At 45.2% G+C, this 17001-nt stretch carries 25 protein-coding genes and 1 pseudogene; 22 read left to right on the plus strand and 4 right to left on the minus strand.

The genetic code is table 11. The annotated features are described in order from the left end of the window. Window positions 1-40: 40 nt before the first annotated feature. Window positions 41-293, minus strand: a pseudogene (locus AXI57_RS21595) (YciI family protein). Window positions 294-418: 125 nt separating this feature from the next. Between AXI57_RS21595 and AXI57_RS15475 the strand changes: the two are divergent. After that, window positions 419-1378, plus strand: coding sequence for an N-acetylmuramoyl-L-alanine amidase (locus AXI57_RS15475; protein ID WP_003327472.1), 960 nt, complete (start codon window positions 419-421; stop codon window positions 1376-1378). 59 nt (window positions 1379-1437) lie between these two features. Here AXI57_RS15475 and AXI57_RS15480 read toward each other — a convergent pair whose 3' ends face one another. Continuing rightward, window positions 1438-1815: a PH domain-containing protein gene (locus AXI57_RS15480; RefSeq protein ID WP_061670576.1), complete on the minus strand. Its 378-nt coding sequence runs from the start codon at window positions 1813-1815 to the stop codon at window positions 1438-1440. Between the two features lie 108 nt (window positions 1816-1923). Between AXI57_RS15480 and AXI57_RS15485 the strand changes: the two genes are divergently transcribed. Next, entirely contained in the window at window positions 1924-2529 is a 606-nt protein-coding gene (locus AXI57_RS15485; RefSeq protein WP_061670577.1) for a poly-gamma-glutamate hydrolase family protein, read from the plus strand. A 154-nt stretch (window positions 2530-2683) separates the two neighbouring features. On the opposite strand, the gene AXI57_RS15490 is transcribed toward AXI57_RS15485, so the two are convergent. Both AXI57_RS15490 and xre read right to left on the minus strand, forming a co-directional pair. Then, window positions 2684-3301 (minus strand): ImmA/IrrE family metallo-endopeptidase, encoded by a 618-nt coding sequence (locus AXI57_RS15490; protein ID WP_003327469.1) that lies wholly within the window; start codon window positions 3299-3301, stop codon window positions 2684-2686. Window positions 3302-3462: 161 nt separating this feature from the next. Beyond that, the gene (gene xre / locus AXI57_RS15495) at window positions 3463-3804 is read right to left on the minus strand and encodes an HTH-type transcriptional regulator Xre (RefSeq protein ID WP_003327468.1); all 342 of its coding nucleotides are present in this window, start codon (window positions 3802-3804) and stop codon (window positions 3463-3465) included. Between the two features lie 189 nt (window positions 3805-3993). On the opposite strand from xre, the gene AXI57_RS15500 reads away from it, so the two are divergent. The 20 genes from AXI57_RS15500 to AXI57_RS15590 all read left to right on the plus strand — a co-directional run bounded on the left by AXI57_RS15500 (window position 3994) and on the right by AXI57_RS15590 (window position 16977). Beyond that, window positions 3994-4173 (plus strand): hypothetical protein, encoded by a 180-nt coding sequence (locus AXI57_RS15500; RefSeq protein ID WP_003327467.1) that lies wholly within the window; start codon window positions 3994-3996, stop codon window positions 4171-4173. Then, the gene (locus AXI57_RS15505) at window positions 4160-4996 is read left to right on the plus strand and encodes a winged helix-turn-helix domain-containing protein (protein WP_061670578.1); all 837 of its coding nucleotides are present in this window, start codon (window positions 4160-4162) and stop codon (window positions 4994-4996) included. The genes AXI57_RS15500 and AXI57_RS15505 overlap by 14 nt, the downstream gene beginning before the upstream one ends. Beyond that, window positions 4896-5696, plus strand: a complete 801-nt coding sequence (locus AXI57_RS15510; RefSeq protein ID WP_061670579.1) for an ATP-binding protein — start codon at window positions 4896-4898, stop codon at window positions 5694-5696. The genes AXI57_RS15505 and AXI57_RS15510 overlap by 101 nt, the downstream gene beginning before the upstream one ends. Next, complete coding sequence (locus tag AXI57_RS21775; RefSeq protein WP_003327463.1) at window positions 5696-5863, plus strand: hypothetical protein; 168 nt, start codon at window positions 5696-5698, stop codon at window positions 5861-5863. Before AXI57_RS15510 ends, AXI57_RS21775 begins: the two co-directional genes overlap by 1 nt. A gap of 74 nt (window positions 5864-5937) precedes the next feature. Next, on the plus strand, window positions 5938-6309 hold the full coding sequence (locus AXI57_RS15515; RefSeq protein WP_061571295.1) for a hypothetical protein: 372 nt from the start codon (window positions 5938-5940) through the stop codon (window positions 6307-6309). Further along, window positions 6296-6502 carry an XtrA/YqaO family protein gene (locus AXI57_RS15520; protein ID WP_061670580.1) on the plus strand — a complete coding sequence of 69 codons (207 nt, stop codon included), beginning with the start codon at window positions 6296-6298 and terminating at the stop codon, window positions 6500-6502. The genes AXI57_RS15515 and AXI57_RS15520 overlap by 14 nt, the downstream gene beginning before the upstream one ends. 116 nt (window positions 6503-6618) lie before the next feature. Continuing rightward, the gene (locus tag AXI57_RS15525; protein WP_061670581.1) at window positions 6619-7128 is read left to right on the plus strand and encodes a sigma-70 family RNA polymerase sigma factor; all 510 of its coding nucleotides are present in this window, start codon (window positions 6619-6621) and stop codon (window positions 7126-7128) included. Between the two features lie 117 nt (window positions 7129-7245). Next, a complete protein-coding gene (locus AXI57_RS15530; RefSeq protein WP_003327457.1) occupies window positions 7246-8046 on the plus strand; it encodes a terminase small subunit in 801 nt (266 codons plus the stop codon). Then, on the plus strand, window positions 8043-9341 hold the full coding sequence (locus AXI57_RS15535) for a PBSX family phage terminase large subunit (protein ID WP_061670582.1): 1299 nt from the start codon (window positions 8043-8045) through the stop codon (window positions 9339-9341). Before AXI57_RS15530 ends, AXI57_RS15535 begins: the two co-directional genes overlap by 4 nt. Before the next feature lie 2 nt (window positions 9342-9343). After that, window positions 9344-10834 carry a phage portal protein gene (locus AXI57_RS15540; protein ID WP_061670583.1) on the plus strand — a complete coding sequence of 497 codons (1491 nt, stop codon included), beginning with the start codon at window positions 9344-9346 and terminating at the stop codon, window positions 10832-10834. 19 nt (window positions 10835-10853) lie between these two features. Further along, a complete protein-coding gene (locus tag AXI57_RS15545; protein ID WP_061670584.1) occupies window positions 10854-11723 on the plus strand; it encodes an XkdF-like putative serine protease domain-containing protein in 870 nt (289 codons plus the stop codon). A 24-nt stretch (window positions 11724-11747) separates the two neighbouring features. After that, on the plus strand, window positions 11748-12683 hold the full coding sequence (locus tag AXI57_RS15550; protein WP_010788336.1) for a phage major capsid family protein: 936 nt from the start codon (window positions 11748-11750) through the stop codon (window positions 12681-12683). Between the two features lie 23 nt (window positions 12684-12706). Further along, window positions 12707-13090 carry a protein YqbG gene (yqbG, locus tag AXI57_RS15555; RefSeq protein ID WP_061670585.1) on the plus strand — a complete coding sequence of 128 codons (384 nt, stop codon included), beginning with the start codon at window positions 12707-12709 and terminating at the stop codon, window positions 13088-13090. Continuing rightward, on the plus strand, window positions 13087-13443 hold the full coding sequence (locus AXI57_RS15560; protein ID WP_003327450.1) for a YqbH/XkdH family protein: 357 nt from the start codon (window positions 13087-13089) through the stop codon (window positions 13441-13443). Before yqbG ends, AXI57_RS15560 begins: the two co-directional genes overlap by 4 nt. Beyond that, window positions 13440-13928: an HK97 gp10 family phage protein gene (locus AXI57_RS15565; RefSeq protein WP_061670586.1), complete on the plus strand. Its 489-nt coding sequence runs from the start codon at window positions 13440-13442 to the stop codon at window positions 13926-13928. The genes AXI57_RS15560 and AXI57_RS15565 overlap by 4 nt, the downstream gene beginning before the upstream one ends. Before the next feature lie 11 nt (window positions 13929-13939). Then, window positions 13940-14380, plus strand: a complete 441-nt coding sequence (locus tag AXI57_RS15570) for a hypothetical protein (protein ID WP_010788339.1) — start codon at window positions 13940-13942, stop codon at window positions 14378-14380. A gap of 2 nt (window positions 14381-14382) precedes the next feature. Next, window positions 14383-14592 (plus strand): YqzN/YkzM domain-containing protein, encoded by a 210-nt coding sequence (locus AXI57_RS15575; RefSeq protein ID WP_003327447.1) that lies wholly within the window; start codon window positions 14383-14385, stop codon window positions 14590-14592. Window position 14593: 1 nt separating this feature from the next. Next, entirely contained in the window at window positions 14594-15994 is a 1401-nt protein-coding gene (locus AXI57_RS15580) for a phage tail sheath family protein (protein ID WP_003327446.1), read from the plus strand. Between the two features lies 1 nt (window position 15995). Then, window positions 15996-16439 (plus strand): phage tail tube protein, encoded by a 444-nt coding sequence (locus AXI57_RS15585; RefSeq protein ID WP_010788341.1) that lies wholly within the window; start codon window positions 15996-15998, stop codon window positions 16437-16439. A gap of 91 nt (window positions 16440-16530) precedes the next feature. After that, complete coding sequence (locus tag AXI57_RS15590) at window positions 16531-16977, plus strand: phage tail assembly chaperone (protein ID WP_061670587.1); 447 nt, start codon at window positions 16531-16533, stop codon at window positions 16975-16977. Window positions 16978-17001 lie beyond the last annotated feature (24 nt).

Below are 17001 nucleotides of genomic sequence, written 5' to 3' on the forward strand. Positions count from 1 at the left end.
AATAGCCAAAAAGACCCTTCGTTTTGCTGAAGGGTCTTTTTTATCCGCCGGATTCTTCTTTAATAAGCTTAGAGGACCCGCTCTTAACAAGCGGATCCGAATGACCTGTTTTCAGACGCTTCCTCTAACGAATTCACCTCGATTATGTATGCGCAGCCCGTGGCATCGCTGAATAGACCGAACATGTTTAAGCGGTTTTCAGCTTGTAAACGGTCCAAACATCCATAGTGGCCGGGTACGTGCCCCCTACCAAAACAATCTGTTTTTGCAGTCAGCCTCAAATAAGTCTTCATCATTCATTTCTCCTGTTTATCTCGATTTTAACACTTTTAACCAGTAATGAAGGGCTGATGACATACTCTGTCCGTCCTACGAATGCCACCTATTCATGATAAAAAGAAAAAAGGAGAGATGATAGGTGACGATTGAAGTCAAGAAGAATCTGGTTTCTGCGGATAAGTACACGCTGAAATGTCCCAACGCTATGAATGCTGAATACATTACGATTCACAATACGGCGAATGACGCGTCTGCCGCTAATGAAATCAGCTACATGATCGGGAACAACAGCTCTACAAGCTTCCACTTTGCGGTTGATGACAAAGAAGTGATTCAAGGACTGCCTTTGGATCGGAACGCATGGCATACGGGAGACGGCACGAACGGCACTGGAAACCGCAAGTCCATCGGTGTGGAAATTTGCTACAGCAAGTCGGGAGGCGAAAAGTACCGGGCGGCTGAAGCCTTGGCTGTGAAATTTGTGGCGCAGCTTTTAAAGGAGCGAGGCTGGGGCATCGATCGGGTCAGAAAGCATCAGGATTGGAACGGCAAGTATTGTCCGCACCGCATCTTATCAGAGGGACGCTGGGATCAAGTGAAGGCCGCTATTGAGAAAGAAGTAAGCGGCAGCAGTTTCTCTTCAAAAAAGACAGCAGCCGTGACTTCATCTTATCAGGTGAAGAAAGGAGATACGTTATCTGCGATTGCCAAAGCCTCAGGTGTCAGTGTGAAGCAGCTGCAAAGCTGGAACAATATCTCAGATCCTAATAAAATCAAAGCCGGCCAGGTACTGAAAATCAATCAGACGCAAGCAAAGTCCGCACCGGTAAGCGAATCAGCTACTGCATATCCGCTCCCATCAGGTGTGATCAAATTAACGAGTCCGCTGACGAAGGGAACAAAAGTCATTCAAGTGCAAAGAGCGCTGGCAGCTCTTTATTTTTATCCTGACAAAGGGGCGAAAAACAACGGGGTAGACGGCTTTTACGGAGCGAAAACGGCAAATGCGGTGAAACGGTTCCAATTAATGAACGGCTTAACGGCTGATGGAATTTATGGGCCGAAGACGAAAGCGCGGATGATGGCGAAACTCGTATAATTGAAAAAAGGAAGCTTCTCTTCGTTCAGAAGCTTCCTTTTGGTCAATAAAAAGACTCATTACATACAAACCGCAGCAAGCACCTTTTGAATGTCGTAAATGCTGTCATCCTTCTTGAATTGCTTTGATACCGCCGGAAGTTCAGTGCCTGAAATCCAAATCTTAAGCTCTGAATCAAGATCAAAACGGCCGGCCGTTTCAATGCTGAACCTGGAAATGCTTTTATACGGTATAGATTGGTATTCTGTCTTTTTTCCTGTGAGGCCCTGTTTATCGACAAGAATCAGGCGTTTCTCCGTAAAGACGATTAAATCACGCACTAATTTAAATGCAGCATCCACACTCTCTCCCTCTATTAAAATAGAAGCGAGTTCTTCTTCGGCAGATGCTTTTGAAACAGTTGAGGCATTTCCGAACATGCCGTTGATAAATCCCATACGATCCCCTCCATACGAGTTTCTTCCAGCACATCATACTACAAAAGGGTTTTCATTTATAGTTTTATAGGATAAACTGGTGCCACTAAATAAAGGAGCGCACCAGAAATGAAAGATGTCTATCACAGTTTTAAGTCTCTCGCCGCTGCAGAATCAGAATACCGGATTATCTATGAGGAGAATAGCGGAAGCGACCGCATCGTACTGAGCCCGCACGGCGGCGGAATTGAGCCGGGAGTAAGCGAGCTGGTGAGGGCCTTTTCCGATGAATGTTCCGTTTATCTGTTTGAAGGAATGAAACGCCGCAACAACCAAGCCTTGCATGTGACAAGCACTAGGTTTAATGAACCGCTCGCACTTGAGAAGGTAAAGGCACATCAATACGCGCTTTCTATCCACGGCTACCGAGATCCGAACCGGCGGCACACTTTGGTCGGCGGCACTGACCGGCCCAGAGCCGCGGCTGTTGCTGAAAGCTTGAAGGCATCAGGATTCAGTGCTGAACTTGTGTCGGATAAAGAGCAATTGGCTGGTGTGCATCCGATGAATATTGTGAACAGAAGCAAAAAAACGCTTGGCGTCCAATTAGAGTTAAGCATGGCTCAGCGAAGCGCATTATTTGACGACTTTGGATGGCGAGAGCGGGACCGGACAAAAAATGAGCATTTCTCACGATATGTCAGCGCGGTAAAGGCTGCCTTTTGCAGAGAATGATTGGATACTGGACCTGCAATATCTCTCACTGCCTTTGTAAGTTGTGTGAATGTGCAGAGGGAGGAATACTCTTGTATAAAAGAGCTTCAATACCCAATGTCAAAGTTCTGGACTGTCAGCCGGCCTGTCTTGTAAAACAGGCCGGCTTTGCTAATTAATACTTATTGTAATGATATTGCATTTGCTGTTCGGCAACCAGTGATTGCGGCTGCTCAGTTTCCTGATAGCCGAACCATTCACGGGGAGCGTCTTTAGTGTGCCGCTTATCTGACAGGAGATAAGCCAGCCGCTTCTGAAATTGAATACCTGCTTTACGCTGTTCGAAAAGCTCCAGCCTTCTTTCCGCGAATTTCTTTGTAACGCGGAACGCGGAAGCAATCATGGAAACAGCGTGGCTTCTCCACTGCGGAAATTCCATTTGTAACAGCATAAAGGTCGGCACACAGAAGTGATACATAAATTGGTTGGCTTGAAATTCCTGAAGCTCTCTAAAAAGCTTGTTCATATGAAAGTGATTGCCGGCGTGCTTTAACACGTGGCACAGTTCATGCGCAAAGTCCTCCCATTGCTCCTCTGCGGATTGCCTTTGATTTAAGACAATACTGTACATTCCGTCATGCTTCACCATCATACTTCCTGTGTCTTCAAAATGAACCCAAATATCAAGTTCTCTTGCAATTCTCAGCATGTCAATGTGCTGAGGAGAAGTCATTCCCAGACGGCAGTATACATTTTTTACGTATTCCTCCAGATGTGATAAGTAATCGCCCAATTGAATACCCCTTTTCGAACATATGTTCCGTTTTGTGTGAAAAAGAAAAGCCCTGTTACAGGACTGAAAAAGTTTGTAGAAATCTTTCCCTTTTCTTATAAAAATAAACACCATTCTTTATATCGGCCTATTTATCATATTATTTAGAGAACAAAGGACATTTATTTATTTTTCGGTTTTCGGTTTTTCTCTTTTTCTTTTAAATAGTTAATGAATTCGATCGCTTGCTGTTTGCTTTCCGGAGAAAAGTCCCGCATATCCCGATAAGCGATCTGTAAATCCGGGTCTGAAAAGATGTCATCGTCAGACTTTTTTTCTTTTCCTGTCAGCAAATAATCGGTTGTCACTTGAAAGTAATCGGCCAGTTTTTGCAGTGTTTCATAATCGGGTTCGCTGCGGCCGTTTTCATAGTGAGAATATCTGGCGCGTGATACACCGATATGGTTTGCGATTTCTTCTTGTGTTTTTTTTCCTCTGAGACTCTTCAATCTGCCGCCTATCATCGTATGACCTCTCTTTTTGGAAACTCCCTAAGTTACTCTTATTATAGATACAAACGGTATCAAAATAAACGATTGATAAAAAAAGTATCAAAAATAACTTGATGATACGTAACGTATCGTGTATAATCAAAAACATAGAGATACAAAACGTATCAAAAAGAGAAAAATTTTGTATCAGGAGGCGGGTAAATGAATCCGATTAAAATTGTTTTCAGTCAAAATCCCATAGATCAGCAGCACCTTGGAAAGACAGGCGGATCAATCACATTCACGTCGAACGGCCATCCTGTATTTCAATTTGAAAATCGCGCGCAATACGAACTGTATTTGCGATTGAAGAAGGCGGGGGAGCAAGGTGGAGAGGAATAAAAGCTATCCGTTTTTCACATATTCAGGACTATTGAATTCAGAACATTATGACAAAATAGGATCGGCTGTGTGGCTGTTTCTGTGGTTTATCAGCTCAACGACTAAAGAGAGAAGAAAAGATGGCGTGAACTGGGGCATTGTGCTGGGGCATAAGCCGTTAAAAGCAAAGGAGATGGCGGACGTATTCGGAGTCAGTGAAAAAACCGTCAGAAGATGGCTCGACCAGTTGGAAAAGAACGGTTACATCATGGTGAGGCGTGCGCCTTACGGAGTAATGATTTCAGTCCGGCATTCGAAAAAGTTTATTCCCAGAACGGACAAGCAAGACCACTCTGACGCTGTGGAGCGGACAAAGATGCCGCAAAGGACGGACAATAACGTCCTGTCTGATAAAGATAACACAATGATTCATACTGCTGCTGATAAAGCGGTTGATGCCATTGCAAACCATTTTACAGAGCTGAGATCTGCGCAAGAGGGGCGCACTGTATACCCTTCCTCTCGTGATTATCAAGCCATCGCCCGAATTGTCGGCCGGGGTGTTCCCGTGCTGCAGACAATCAAATGGCTTGACCAATGTTTTGATGCTTTTGAAAAACGGCGGACAAGTGCCGCGGAAACGATAAAGGCCTTCAGTTATTGCGCGAAATTCATTGATGACCGATTTTCCGCTCAGCAAGTGAAAAAAGGCTTCATGCCTTTAAAAGAAAGGAATATGCCAAATGACCAAACGAACGCTCGAACAAATCCTTGCCGAACTGAGAAGCGGAAAACGTCCATTACTGGTGAACAAATCGGACGAATCAGACGAAAACCGTTATGATTGTCCGGCTTGCAAGGACCAAGGGGGCTTTCTCAAAAAACAAAACGGACAGGACATATGGGCGGTATGCGGCTGTGTCGGTGAACGAAAAGTAAGGCGGCTGCTTGGCGCAAGTGAAATTACCGCTGAATTCAGCAAGCTGAGCTTTGAAGGTTTCCATACGGCAGGGAAGCCTCAGGCAGTGATTGATGCGTACGAGTGTGCGGCCGAATTTGTTGAGCTCTTTCAAGACATACAGTCCGCACGCAAAAACAGTATAGCTCTTTTAGGGCAGCCCGGCTCGGGTAAAACGCATTTGCTTACAGCTGCTGCCAACCGGCTGATGAAAACGCAGCACGTTCCTGTCGTATATTTTCCGTTTGTGGAGGGTTTTACTGATTTGAAAAATGATTTCGATTTGCTGGAAGCAAAGCTCAGCCGTATCAAACAGTCCGGCGTTCTGTTCATTGATGATTTATTTAAGCCTGTCAACGGAAAGCCGAGAGCTACTGACTGGCAGATTGAACAAATGTATTCAGTCATCAATTATCGCTACTTAAATCATAAACCAATTCTCCTTTCAAGCGAACTCACCGTCGAAGAACTTGTGAGGGTGGATGAAGCGCTCGGGACAAGAATCTATGAAATGTGCAGCGACTACTTAGTGATTATAAAAGGAAACGTATTTGATCTGAACCATAGATTGGAGGGCATCCGGTAATGTGCAGGCTGTGTGAAAACAAAAAAGTGATCGTTGAATCGACAAGCATTGGAGCCGTTTTTAGGCCATGTCCGAATTGCCGTGCCGGTTCAGATTTGACACCTGTTATTGCGTATTTGGAACAGGTGATTGAAGCCGGGAAAGCGAGGCTGAATGCTCTTGATTAAGCTTATCAAGACCTTGTTATATCTGTTTTTTCAGGCGAAACGAAAGGAAAAAGAAATTGAAGAATGGTATGAAGATGACGGAAAGTGAGGATCAAGTGCAAAATAAACAATGGAAAAGCAGTCCCGCTCCGTGGCAGGCAGTCTCGGGCGGCGAATCAAAACCGATCTATATTTATTCTGCTTACAGTGAAGAAGATAAGGGGAGATTCCCTTATTCAAACGGCAGGCTGATCGCAGCTGTGTTTGACCTCAGCTCGTACTCGCAAGACGGCAATGCACGGCTCATGGCTTCAGCGCCTGAGCTATTGGAAGCGGTAAAGGACGCGCTCGATTTTCTGAAAGGCGAGTCGCCGGACTGCAAACATGTTGTCATAGATAAGCTTGAACGGGTGAAGGAAAAAGCAGAGGACACACAAAAACGGGGGAAAATAAATAATGAATCCTAAAAAACTTATAAATATAGATTCTATCACACTCGCAAGCCAGCTTGTGGATGGGAAGGTCCGCGTGATTATTGTCGACGGATTAAAGGGGGAAGCCTGGCTTACAGAAGCGCCGGAGCACGGAAAAACCCTTGTCGAAACAAGAAAAGGAGACCTGGCCCGCGTCGATTTTGAAATTGGCTACAAATTGAATTAAAGCTTTCACAAAAGAATATGTCCAAGACGGAAAGCCTGAGGACACTGATCAATTGCACAAAATCTGTGCGTTGATTGGTGTCCTTTTTTTGTTCCGAAAATGAGGAGGATAACAGAATGGAAGACTTATTATTTGAATACAAACGCACATTGAAACAGACGAGAAAGCTGTATAAACAGCTTGGAGAAGCTGACGAATCAGAGCTGTCCGCTGAAAAGCTGAAAGATAAAAAAATTATCAGAAGCATCATTACGGATTTAGAATATGTGACAGAATGGCTGGAAAAAGGAAGGCAGCCAGGAATCCGAAGAGCCATTGACCGCCGCGACGCCTATCAAAGGCTGCTCATTAAAGATCCGAGAATCATCGAATCTTTTTCCTCGGCTATTGATTTCGTGCCGGACGGACAGGTGTCTGACGAAGACCGCCGAAGGATAAAAGAAGCACTATCATTGTTAACAGAACGGGAAAAAGAAATGTTTCTTTTGCATAAGGTGGAATGCTTTTCATATGAACGGATCGCCGCGCTTTTAGGCGTGAAAAAATCAACCGTACAAACCACCATCAAACGGGCCTTATTAAAGATTCATAAACAAAAAGAGGAAAGAAAACTGTCTTTAGCTTAAAAAGCTGTCATACGTTTGCCACCTATAAGTGAATAGAGCATGAAACAATAAGCGGCTGATCGTTCAGCCGCTCTTTTTAATAGAAATCTATTTCGGAGGTGGCGGTGATGGCGTAGCATGAAAACACAACAGCGAGAGAAAGCATTTAACATTTATCAAAAATATCAGGGCGATATCACAAATCGGGCCATTGCCGAAAAAATAGGCGTTTCCGCCAAAACAATAGGAATATGGAAGAAACAGGACAAGTGGAAGGAATCCTTGTTTTCGAAAGCAGCAAGCAAAGACAAACACCGTCTGCAAATTGACAATGATGAATTAAATGAACGCCAGCGCTTGTTTTGCCTCTATTATGTGAAAAGCTTTAACGCGACACAATCAGCAATCAGAGCGGGATATTCCGCTGACAGCGCCCATGTCACAGGATGCAGGCTGCTTAAATATGAAAAAGTCGCCGCTGAAATCAAGAGGATCAAAAAAGAGATGGTCAATGAAGTTTTCATTGAAGCGATGGATGTGCTGCAAGTGTATGTCAAAATCGCATTTGCTGATATTACAGACTACGTGACCTTCGGAAAAAAAGAAGTACAGGCTTTCGGAAAGTCAGGCCCGTTGTTTGATGAGGATGACAATCCGATCATGAAGGAAATCAGCTTTGTGGATGTAAAGGACTCAGGTCTTGTAGACGGAACAATCGTGACAGAAGCAAAGCTTGGAAAAGAAGGTATTGCGATTAAGCTGGCTGACAAGATGAAAGCGCTGGAAAAGCTGTCATTATACTTTGATTTATTCCCTGATCAATTTAAGCAAAAGATTGAAAATGAAAAGCTGAAGCTTGCAAAACAGAAGCTGGATCAGTCAGATGAGGGCGAAAATCCGGTTGAAATTATGATAACGCGCAAAGAGGAGAAAGCATGATTGTAAAAGAAGTCAATCCTCATTTCGAAGAGTACTTGTTCAATTGGAATGAAACATATCAATTTCTCGTCGGGGGCTATGGATCGTCAAAGAGCTATCACACCGCGCTGAAAATCCTTCTGAAGCTGTTAAAGGAAAAACGGACAGCGCTTGTGATTCGCGAGGTGTTTGACACCCATCGTGATTCCACCTTCGCGCTCTTTGAAGAAATCTTAGAGGAGCTCAGTCTGAATCGGGCGGTGACTCCGCTTTCTTCACCGCTTCAGCTGCGATTTGCAAACGGCAGCCGCATCATGTTTAAAGGAATGGACAACCCTGCGAAATTAAAATCCGTTCATAATATTTCTTTAATATGGATTGAAGAGTGCTCTGAAGTGAAGTACGAAGGTTTTAAGGAGCTGATCGGCCGTTTGCGCCATCCGAAGCTTGACCTTCATATGATCTGCACAACAAATCCGGTCGGCACATCCAATTGGACGTACCGGCATTTTTTTCGTGATGAGCGGAATAAGCGTTATATATTGGATGATCAAGAGCTGTACAAGAAACGCACAATTGTTTCTGGGGACACGTATTACCATCATTCCACCGCGCTTGATAACTTGTTTCTTCCGGAGAGCTATGTGAAACAGCTGGACGGATTGAAACGGTACGATCCTGACTTATACAGGATTGCCCGCCAAGGCCGATTCGGCGTTAACGGCGTTCGCGTCCTGCCGCAATTTGAAGTCCTGCCGCACGAACAGGCGGAGGAATGCATCGCAAACATCAGCCGCCCGATTTTTCGGACGGGAATGGATTTTGGCTTTGAAGAATCCTACAATGCCGTCATTCGGCTTGCCGTTGATCCTGAGAAAAAGCATCTGTACATTTACTGGGAGTACTACAAAAACAAAATGACTGATGACCGAACGGCTGAGGAGCTTCGCGAGCTTGCCGAGAAACAGGAAGTCATTAAAGCTGATTCCGCAGAGCCTAAAAGCATCCAATATTTCCGCCAGCAGGGCTTTCGCATGGTAGCAGCCAGGAAGTTTCAGGGGTCACGTTTGCAATATACAAAAAAGGTGAAGCGTTTCAAGAAGATTATCTGCTCAGACCGCTGTCAAAATGCGATCTATGAGCTGCAAACGTTAACCTATGCAAAAGATAAGGACGGAGCGCTGATTGAGGATGAGTTTACCATTGATCCGCACACATTATCTGCGATCTGGTACGCGCTTGATGACTATGAAGTGGCCGATTTAAAAGAATCGTCCAGTGAAAGGACCCGTCCGAATCGAGAAAGGAGGAAATAAAAGTGCCGCAGAATCAAACAGTCAGGGCCACCGTATTAAAAGCAAATGCCTCAGCTCCAAAGACGAAGCAGCTTTATGAAGACCAGTTCTCTGATATGTATGGAGAAGACATTATCGCTCCGCCCTATAATATCACCGAGCTGAAAACGATCGCCGAATATTCTACGATTCTTCAGCAGTGCATAGATGCGTACCGGGTCAATATTACCGGCTTCGGCTTCGATGTTGAATATACATTTGACATTAACGGCTCAGATGTCAACCGGGCAAAAAAGAAAAGAGCGGAAAAAGATTGGTCACGGCTTGAAGCGTTTTACCGCTGCCTTCATTTTGATGAATCAGCTGAAGTGATTTTAGGCTATGCCATTGAAGACAGGGAGAAAACGGGGAACGGGTTTATGGAAGTGCTCCGGGACGGAACTGGAAAACCGGCCGGCATCGAATATTTAGATGTAAAAAACATGCGGGTATGCGGTGTGTCGGAGCCTGTTGAGGTGATGTTTACATACCAGGAAAACGGCATACCGAAGACGATTAAAAGACAAAAACGTTTTCGCAAATATGTACAAATGATAAACGGGCAAAAAGTATTTTTTAAGGAATACGGAGACCCGCGCAAAATGGACATGCGAACGGGAGAATATGTGAAAACACTGTCTGAGGAACTTCAAGCCAATGAAGCAATCCACCTCAAAATTGGCAGCGGCACATACGGTGTGCCTCGATGGGTGGGAAACATCGTCAATTTATATGGCGCAAGAAAAGCGGAAGAACTCAACTTCATGTATTTTAAGCAGGGACGCCATGTGCCTGCTGCGATTACAGTCGAAAACGGAATGCTGTCCGAAGCTTCGTATAAAGAGCTGCAAGACTATATGAATGATCTTGAAGGAGTCGAAAACGCCCATAAATTTCTCCTCATTGAAGCTGAAGGCATTGCCAAGGAAAAAGACCTGCACGGAGGAGAAGACATTACCCCTGTTTCCGTCGAAATCAAGTCGCTTGCGGAAATTTTGCAAAATGACGCGCTGTTTTTGGAATACGATGACAAAAGCAGAAATAAACTCCGATCCGCCTTCCGTCTGCCGCCGCTCTATACCGGCGAGGCACAAGAATATAACCGGGCGACAGCCGATACGGCCAGAAAAATAACAGAAGAGCAGGTGTTTCAGCCGGAGAGGAAAATTCTCGTAAACAAACTGAACACGCTTCTTTTGCCGGAATTGGATATTCATGACGCAAGGCTAACATTAAAAGGACCCGACTTTCGAGATCCGCTTGAGATCGCAAAAGTGCTGGGTCCTTTTATAACGGCTGGTGCAGTTTCTCCTAATGATTTAAGAGATCTTGCCGGACGGGTGCTCGGCAAAACCCTTGAGGAATGGCCGGAAGACATCTACAACAGACCGGCTGCACAAGACGTCGAGCCGCAGGACCAATCCGCTCTTTTACAGGACGTAAAGGAAAGCATTGAAAGTTTAAAAAAGTCCTGAAAGGGGGTGAAAGCAACAGGTGCCGAGAGAATTGAAAAATGCCAAAATCAGCTTTGTGAGCTATGTGGACAAAGCCGCTAATCAGACGGAGTTTTTCTTTACGAAGTCTGCCGGGCCTCCGGCATTTGAGAAAGAAGTCCGGCTATTTACCAAAAGCGGGAGTGAGGAACAAAAACTCGTGTATGGGATCGTTTACGAACCGGATGTGCCGGATGCGCACGGCGATTATATGACGGCTGAAGAAATTGAAAAGGCCGCCCACGGTTTTCTCGCGGAGGCCCGCAATATCGACATCAACCACAATTTTCAAAGCGGAACCGGCGAAGTGGTCGAATCGTATGTGGCGCCGGATGATTTCCAGATCGGCACACGGCTGATTAAAAAGGGCTCATGGGTACTCGTGACAAGAGCGGCCGATGAGGTATGGGAGCAAATCAAAGCAGGTGTCATCACAGGATACAGTATGGCGGGCACTGCGGATACGCATGAAGAAGAGCCTGATGAAAAAGCATCCGGATTGATGGGTGTATTCAAGCAGCTGCTGTCTGATCGCGACAGTCAAAGAGGACTGAAAACCAGATTTCAGAAAATGGGGGAGGACACCAAGGATATGAAAAAGGAAGAGATGAAAGAATCCATTGAACATGCATTGTACCCGCTGTTAAAGCGGCTTGATGCAATCGAAAAAAATACAGAAGCAGCGGAAGAAAAACCGGAGCAGACAGAAGAGGAAGAGCGTCTGAAAAAGCTTGTGGAAGATATGCTCGCCCCGCTTGTCGAACGCATTGAAGCGCTGGAAAAAACAAGAGGCGCATCAAAACAGACCGCCGATGACGGCAACGGGAATGCAGAACAAATCAAAAAATCAATTTGGAGCGGACTGCTGTAAACCAGTCAGGAGGAGGAAATCAATTTGAGAAATCAAGACATCATTCAAAAAGCGGAAATGTCGCTTTCAGCATTAAAAAGCGGAGGGCTTATGAACCCTGCGCAAGCATCGGCATTTATCCGTATGGTGCAGAACACACCTACGATTTTCAGCGAATCCCGTGTGATTCAAATGGAAAACGATTCACAGAAATTTGAGAAAATCGGCTTCGGCCAGCGCATTTTGCGTGCTGCTGAAGAGGGCAAGGCTTTATCAAATGACGAGCTGACTGTTCCTTCAACGAGCACGGTACAGCTGAACACAAAAGAAGTCATTGCGGAGATTAATATTACGTATGACACGCTGGAAAACAACATAGAAAAAGACGGGCTCCAGCAAACCATTATGCAAATCCTGGCGGAACGGGCGGCTGTTGATATCGAAGAGCTGATTGTAAACGGTGATACTGCTTCCAAGGATCCATACCTCGCACAGCTTGACGGAATCCGTAAACAGGCGGTATCTCACATTGTTGACGCGGCTGGTGAAGAGCTTTCCAGAGGTACATTTAAAAAAGGGCTGAAGGCCGTCCCGCCGAAATATTTGCGTATCCCGCAGGAATTCAGATTCTATACGTCTCATGGAATGGAAATTGAGTGGAAAGACCGGGTGGCGGATCGTCAGACGAATTTAGGGGATCTCGCCGTTCAAGGCGGATTGTCTACGGCATTCGGCGTGCCGGTCAAGGGAGTGTCCAATATTCAGCCTTATACGGTTGGCGAAGGAGACGCGCAATATGATGCGTCTGATATCATTTTGACTCATCCGAAAAATATTATTCTAGGCTTCTCCCGCAATATTAGAATCGAAGTGGACAAGGATATTCGCTCTCGTAAATTTATTATTGTGTTGACGGCTAAGCTTGACAGTAAATTCGAAGAAGAAGACGCTGTCGCAAAATTGATTAACGTGAAAGAATAAACCGGAAATGGGGTTGTCAGCTTATGCTTATTGAACCGACTGACGTTGCCTCTTATTCAGTCTTTGAACAGGTGCAAAACAGACCGGAGCATTTGCTTACGCAGGATATTATCGAAGCTGAGGCGGAGGCGGCAAGAATCACAGGCCACCATTTTACGGATGCCGTTTATGTTCCGCTTCCCGACAAAGCCAGACTTGCTTTGCTTAAGCTCGCCCAATATTTTGCGCTGGTAAACAGCGATGAAACGAGTGTTTCAAGCTATCAGTCTGAAAAAATGGGAGACTATTCTTACACCATCTCAACAAATGGCGGTATTCAAAAGCCTGACGTATATAACCTGCTTCAGGAGTACATTGCTGCCGGATATTCTCCTGCGTCCTCCAAACTCAAGGTGCGGACACTATGAGCTATACACGGATGCTTGTTCATCGTTGTGATATTTATCATGAAACGGCCGCACCGGCACCAAGCGGGAAGTTCGGAATTCCGGCGAACAAGCTTCAGCCTGTTTTTACTTATCCGGACACGCCTGATGAACAGAATGTGCCCTGTTATTTCACAGAAAAACAGCAGCAGCTGATTCAGCAGCTTCCGAACCATACGGTTTATCGCAGCTTTCTCGTCCACTTTCCATTATCAGCGGATGTTCGTGTAAACGACAAGGTGATATGGGATGGTGTCGGTTATATTTTGGAGTTGCCGAAAAAGCTGAGAAACCACCATTGGGAAGTCACTGCTGTCAGGGATGAAAGCCTATGAAAATCAAAGGGCTTTCAAAATTAAACGCTTCACTTAAAGAAGCCGCATCCGGGGGATTTTCCCGTCAGGCTGCCAAATGGCTGGAGCAATCCGGACAAGACTTTCTGGATATGGTGCAAGACGAACTGATCAGTTCTCAAACCATTGATACGGAGAGGCTGTTTTCTTCATTTCAAAAAGGGGACGCCGATCATATTTGGATCGCAGAAAGCGGCGGCTTATCCCTTGAAGTCGGTTCGAACCTTGAATATGCGTCGTTTGTGAACGACGGCCGCTGGACAACTGAAGGCGACGGCGTGAAATGGGTGCCGGGTTATTTTCAAAGCGCGCGGTTCGTCTATGATCCTGCCTCTTCAACCGGAATGGCGCTTAAGAAAAAATGGGTCAGCGGCACAGGCTATTGGGACAATGCGCTTATTTTATTTGAACAGGTATTTGCAAAGTCATTGGAGCAAAAATTGCGTCAATGGCTCAAGACATTGTAAGGAGGAATGGGATGAACAGTGAAACAGGATCAATTATGGCTTTTTTCTACAAGCAATGGCCTGTCCCGATTTATGACAGCGAACTGCCTGATCATTTTCAGATTCCGTCATTATATGTCCCCGTTCCTTCTGTTTTTGAAGAAACCGATACGGTATCAACCTTCAAGAAAACCTACAGTCTCAATATGAAGCTGTTCCACACGGATTCCGCCCTGGCGCTGAAAGAAGCAGACCGGCTCGCCGACACAGTCAGGGAGTGCAGAAATATCGTTCCGCTGCTTGATGAGTCAGGCGCTGAAACAGGTGACTTTATTCGGATTACACGGATGGAAACGAGGATTGGAGACAGGGGCGAGGCGGTGATGACCGTCCGCTGGAGCAGCCGGTACTACTATCAAAAGACGGAACAGCCTGTTTTGCAGGATATTGATATAAACAGCGGGGTGAAGTAAAAGTGAAAAAAAACAATACCATAAAGGCTGGAAAAACTGAGGGAACAGAAGCTCTTTTTGACACAGCCGATTTAACCAAGCACGCAAAGGAGCTTTTCGGCGTAAAACCGGAAATTCTCCGGGGGGCTTTATTCGGCGTGCAAAAAACACATATGACAAAATCAGAAGTGCGTAAGTACATCCAAACATTTTTAACCAAGGAGGTCATGTAATATGAATGGCGGAACATTTACAACAGGCAAAGAAAAAGATCGTGCAGGCATTTATTTTAACTTTAAAACAACGGCACAGGAACGGGTATCACTCGGTGAACGGGGGACTGTAGCGCTTCCTGTCGCATCAAACTGGGGAGAGGCCAAAACCTTTGTGTCCATTTCAAGTGTGGAAGATCTGAATAAAAAGGTAGGTCTCAGTATCGAAGATCCTTCTTTGCTGCTTTTGCGTGAAGCGAAGAAAAATGCGCAAACGGTACTGATGTATCGCCTGACAGAAGGTGTCCGTGCGTCAGCGGATATCGCAGAAGGCGTAAAAGCGACCGCTTTATACGGAGGCTCAAAAGGAAATGACATCATCATCCGTGTCAATGAAAATGTGCTTGATTCCCAAGCGTTTGATGTCACCACCTATATGGACGAATCCGAAGTCGATAAGCAAACAGTCAAGAAAGCAGAAGAGTTAACGGCAAACGGCTATGTTTCCTTCACAGGAGCAGGCGATCTGTCCGCCTCAATTCCTTTGACAGGCTCGGAGGAAGAATCAACAGGGGGCACATTAAGCGCGGCAGCCGGCATCCGTTTGTCGGGCGGGACTGATAAAACGCCTGTGAACTCGGATTATACTGATTTCTTAGCCGCTGCTGAAACAGAAAACTTCGATGTGATCGCGCTGCCGGTTGCTGATAACGACCAGCTGAAAGCGACGTTTGCCGCTTTCATTCAACGTCTGCGCGACGGCCAAGGGCAAAAGGTGCAAGGCGTAACAGCCCATTACCATGGGGATTATGAAGGCATTATTAATGTGACAGAAGGGGTGCTCCTAGAGGACGGCACAGAAGTAACAGCCGAGAAAGCAACTGCTTGGGTTGCGGGCGCAAGCGCCGGTGCCACTTTCAATCAATCCCTGACATTTGTGGAATACGAGGGAGCTGTTGATGTGTTAAACCGCCTTGATCACGACAGCATTGTCGAGCGCCTTGGCAAGGGTGAATTTCTCTTTACGTATGACGCGCGCGATAAGTCCGTCAGCGTAGAAAAAGACATTAACTCATTAACGACTTTTACAGCTGAGAAAAACAAAAAGTTTGCGAAAAATAAAATTGTCCGTGTGCTTGATGCGGTTAATAACGATTTAACACGTGAGCTGAAAGCCTTAATTAAATCAAGGAAAGGCAGCGGAAGCGATATTCCGGCATCTGAGGACGGGCTTCAGTATGTGAAAACAATGATTACTCAATACATGACCACTCTTCAGGATGCGGACGGCATTACTGATTTTGATTCAGATGAAGATATTTCAATTGCTCTGAATGAAGACCGTGACGGCTTCCTCATTGATCTCGCCGTGAAACCTATGGACGCAGCAGAAAAATTCTACTTTAACGTGGAGGTAAACTAAGATGGCATTAAAAGCACAAAATACAATTTCAGGTAAAGAAGGCCGCTTATTTCTCGATGGAGAAGAAATGGCGCACATTAAAACCTTTGAAGCAAACGTAGAGAAAAACAAATCTGAAGTTAACATTATGGGACGCCGAATGACAGGCCATAAAACAACAGGCGCAAACGGAACAGGCACAGCGACGTTTTACAAAGTCACATCAAAATTTGTGATCCTCATGATGGATTACGTGAAAAAAGGCAGCGATCCTTATTTCACCCTGCAGGCTGTGTTAGATGATAAATCTTCCGGAAGAGGCACGGAACGAGTCACGCTTTACGACGTAAACTTCGACTCCGCAAAAATCGCCAGCCTCGATGTAGATTCAGAAGCATTAGAGGAAGAAGTCCCGTTTACATTTGAAGATTTTGACGTGCCGGAGAAGCTTGCAGATACTTTTTAATTGAATGGCTTTCAGATGAAAACAGATCTTCTGCTAAGAGGGTCTGTTTTTTAAAAAACATATAAAACTAACGATCAGAGGAGTTTTTAATATGAGCGAAAAAAACGAACAAGTATATGATCTCTCTTTCTTTATGCCTGGAAAAACAATTGAAGCTGAGGAAATTAAAGTGCCGATTTCAAAGCGTTTTGTTGATAAAAAAGGGAATATGGTGCCTTTCACTTTTAAAGCGATCACAACAGAGCGCATTGACGAATTGGAGAAGGAGAGCACAACCTATAAAAACGTTAAAGGTAAAGGGCGTGTAAAAGATTTAGACAGCCAGCGATTCTATGCGCGCATCGCGGTAGAATCTACGATTTACCCAGATTTCCGTTCCAAAGAGCTTAGAGAAGCGTACAAAACAGCTGATCCGGTAGAGGTAGCAAAACGTGTCCTTTCCGTCGGCGGTGAATATGCGAATTGGTTAAACAAAGCAATTGAGATTAATGGATTTGAAGATGAATTAGAGGATCTGGAAGAAGAAGTAAAAAACTAGTCGAGGATGGGCATAAAGAAGCCG

The sequence above is a fragment of the Bacillus atrophaeus genome (assembly GCF_001584335.1).
In the GTDB taxonomy this organism is placed as follows: Bacteria; Bacillota; Bacilli; order Bacillales; family Bacillaceae; genus Bacillus; species Bacillus atrophaeus.

Coding starts and splice junctions, on each gene's coding strand:
- AXI57_RS15480 (WP_061670576.1), bottom strand. CDS start 1,815: ATGGGATTTATCAACGGCATGTTCGGAAATGCCTCAACTGTTTCAAAA.
- AXI57_RS15485 (WP_061670577.1), top strand. CDS start 1,924: ATGAAAGATGTCTATCACAGTTTTAAGTCTCTCGCCGCTGCAGAATCA.
- xre (WP_003327468.1), bottom strand. CDS start 3,804: ATGATAGGCGGCAGATTGAAGAGTCTCAGAGGAAAAAAAACACAAGAA.
- AXI57_RS15500 (WP_003327467.1), top strand. CDS start 3,994: ATGAATCCGATTAAAATTGTTTTCAGTCAAAATCCCATAGATCAGCAG.
- AXI57_RS15510 (WP_061670579.1), top strand. CDS start 4,896: ATGACCAAACGAACGCTCGAACAAATCCTTGCCGAACTGAGAAGCGGA.
- AXI57_RS21775 (WP_003327463.1), top strand. CDS start 5,696: ATGTGCAGGCTGTGTGAAAACAAAAAAGTGATCGTTGAATCGACAAGC.
- AXI57_RS15515 (WP_061571295.1), top strand. CDS start 5,938: ATGACGGAAAGTGAGGATCAAGTGCAAAATAAACAATGGAAAAGCAGT.
- AXI57_RS15525 (WP_061670581.1), top strand. CDS start 6,619: ATGGAAGACTTATTATTTGAATACAAACGCACATTGAAACAGACGAGA.
- AXI57_RS15530 (WP_003327457.1), top strand. CDS start 7,246: ATGAAAACACAACAGCGAGAGAAAGCATTTAACATTTATCAAAAATAT.
- AXI57_RS15535 (WP_061670582.1), top strand. CDS start 8,043: ATGATTGTAAAAGAAGTCAATCCTCATTTCGAAGAGTACTTGTTCAAT.
- yqbG (WP_061670585.1), top strand. CDS start 12,707: ATGCTTATTGAACCGACTGACGTTGCCTCTTATTCAGTCTTTGAACAG.
- AXI57_RS15560 (WP_003327450.1), top strand. CDS start 13,087: ATGAGCTATACACGGATGCTTGTTCATCGTTGTGATATTTATCATGAA.
- AXI57_RS15565 (WP_061670586.1), top strand. CDS start 13,440: ATGAAAATCAAAGGGCTTTCAAAATTAAACGCTTCACTTAAAGAAGCC.
- AXI57_RS15570 (WP_010788339.1), top strand. CDS start 13,940: ATGAACAGTGAAACAGGATCAATTATGGCTTTTTTCTACAAGCAATGG.
- AXI57_RS15580 (WP_003327446.1), top strand. CDS start 14,594: ATGAATGGCGGAACATTTACAACAGGCAAAGAAAAAGATCGTGCAGGC.
- AXI57_RS15585 (WP_010788341.1), top strand. CDS start 15,996: ATGGCATTAAAAGCACAAAATACAATTTCAGGTAAAGAAGGCCGCTTA.
- AXI57_RS15590 (WP_061670587.1), top strand. CDS start 16,531: ATGAGCGAAAAAAACGAACAAGTATATGATCTCTCTTTCTTTATGCCT.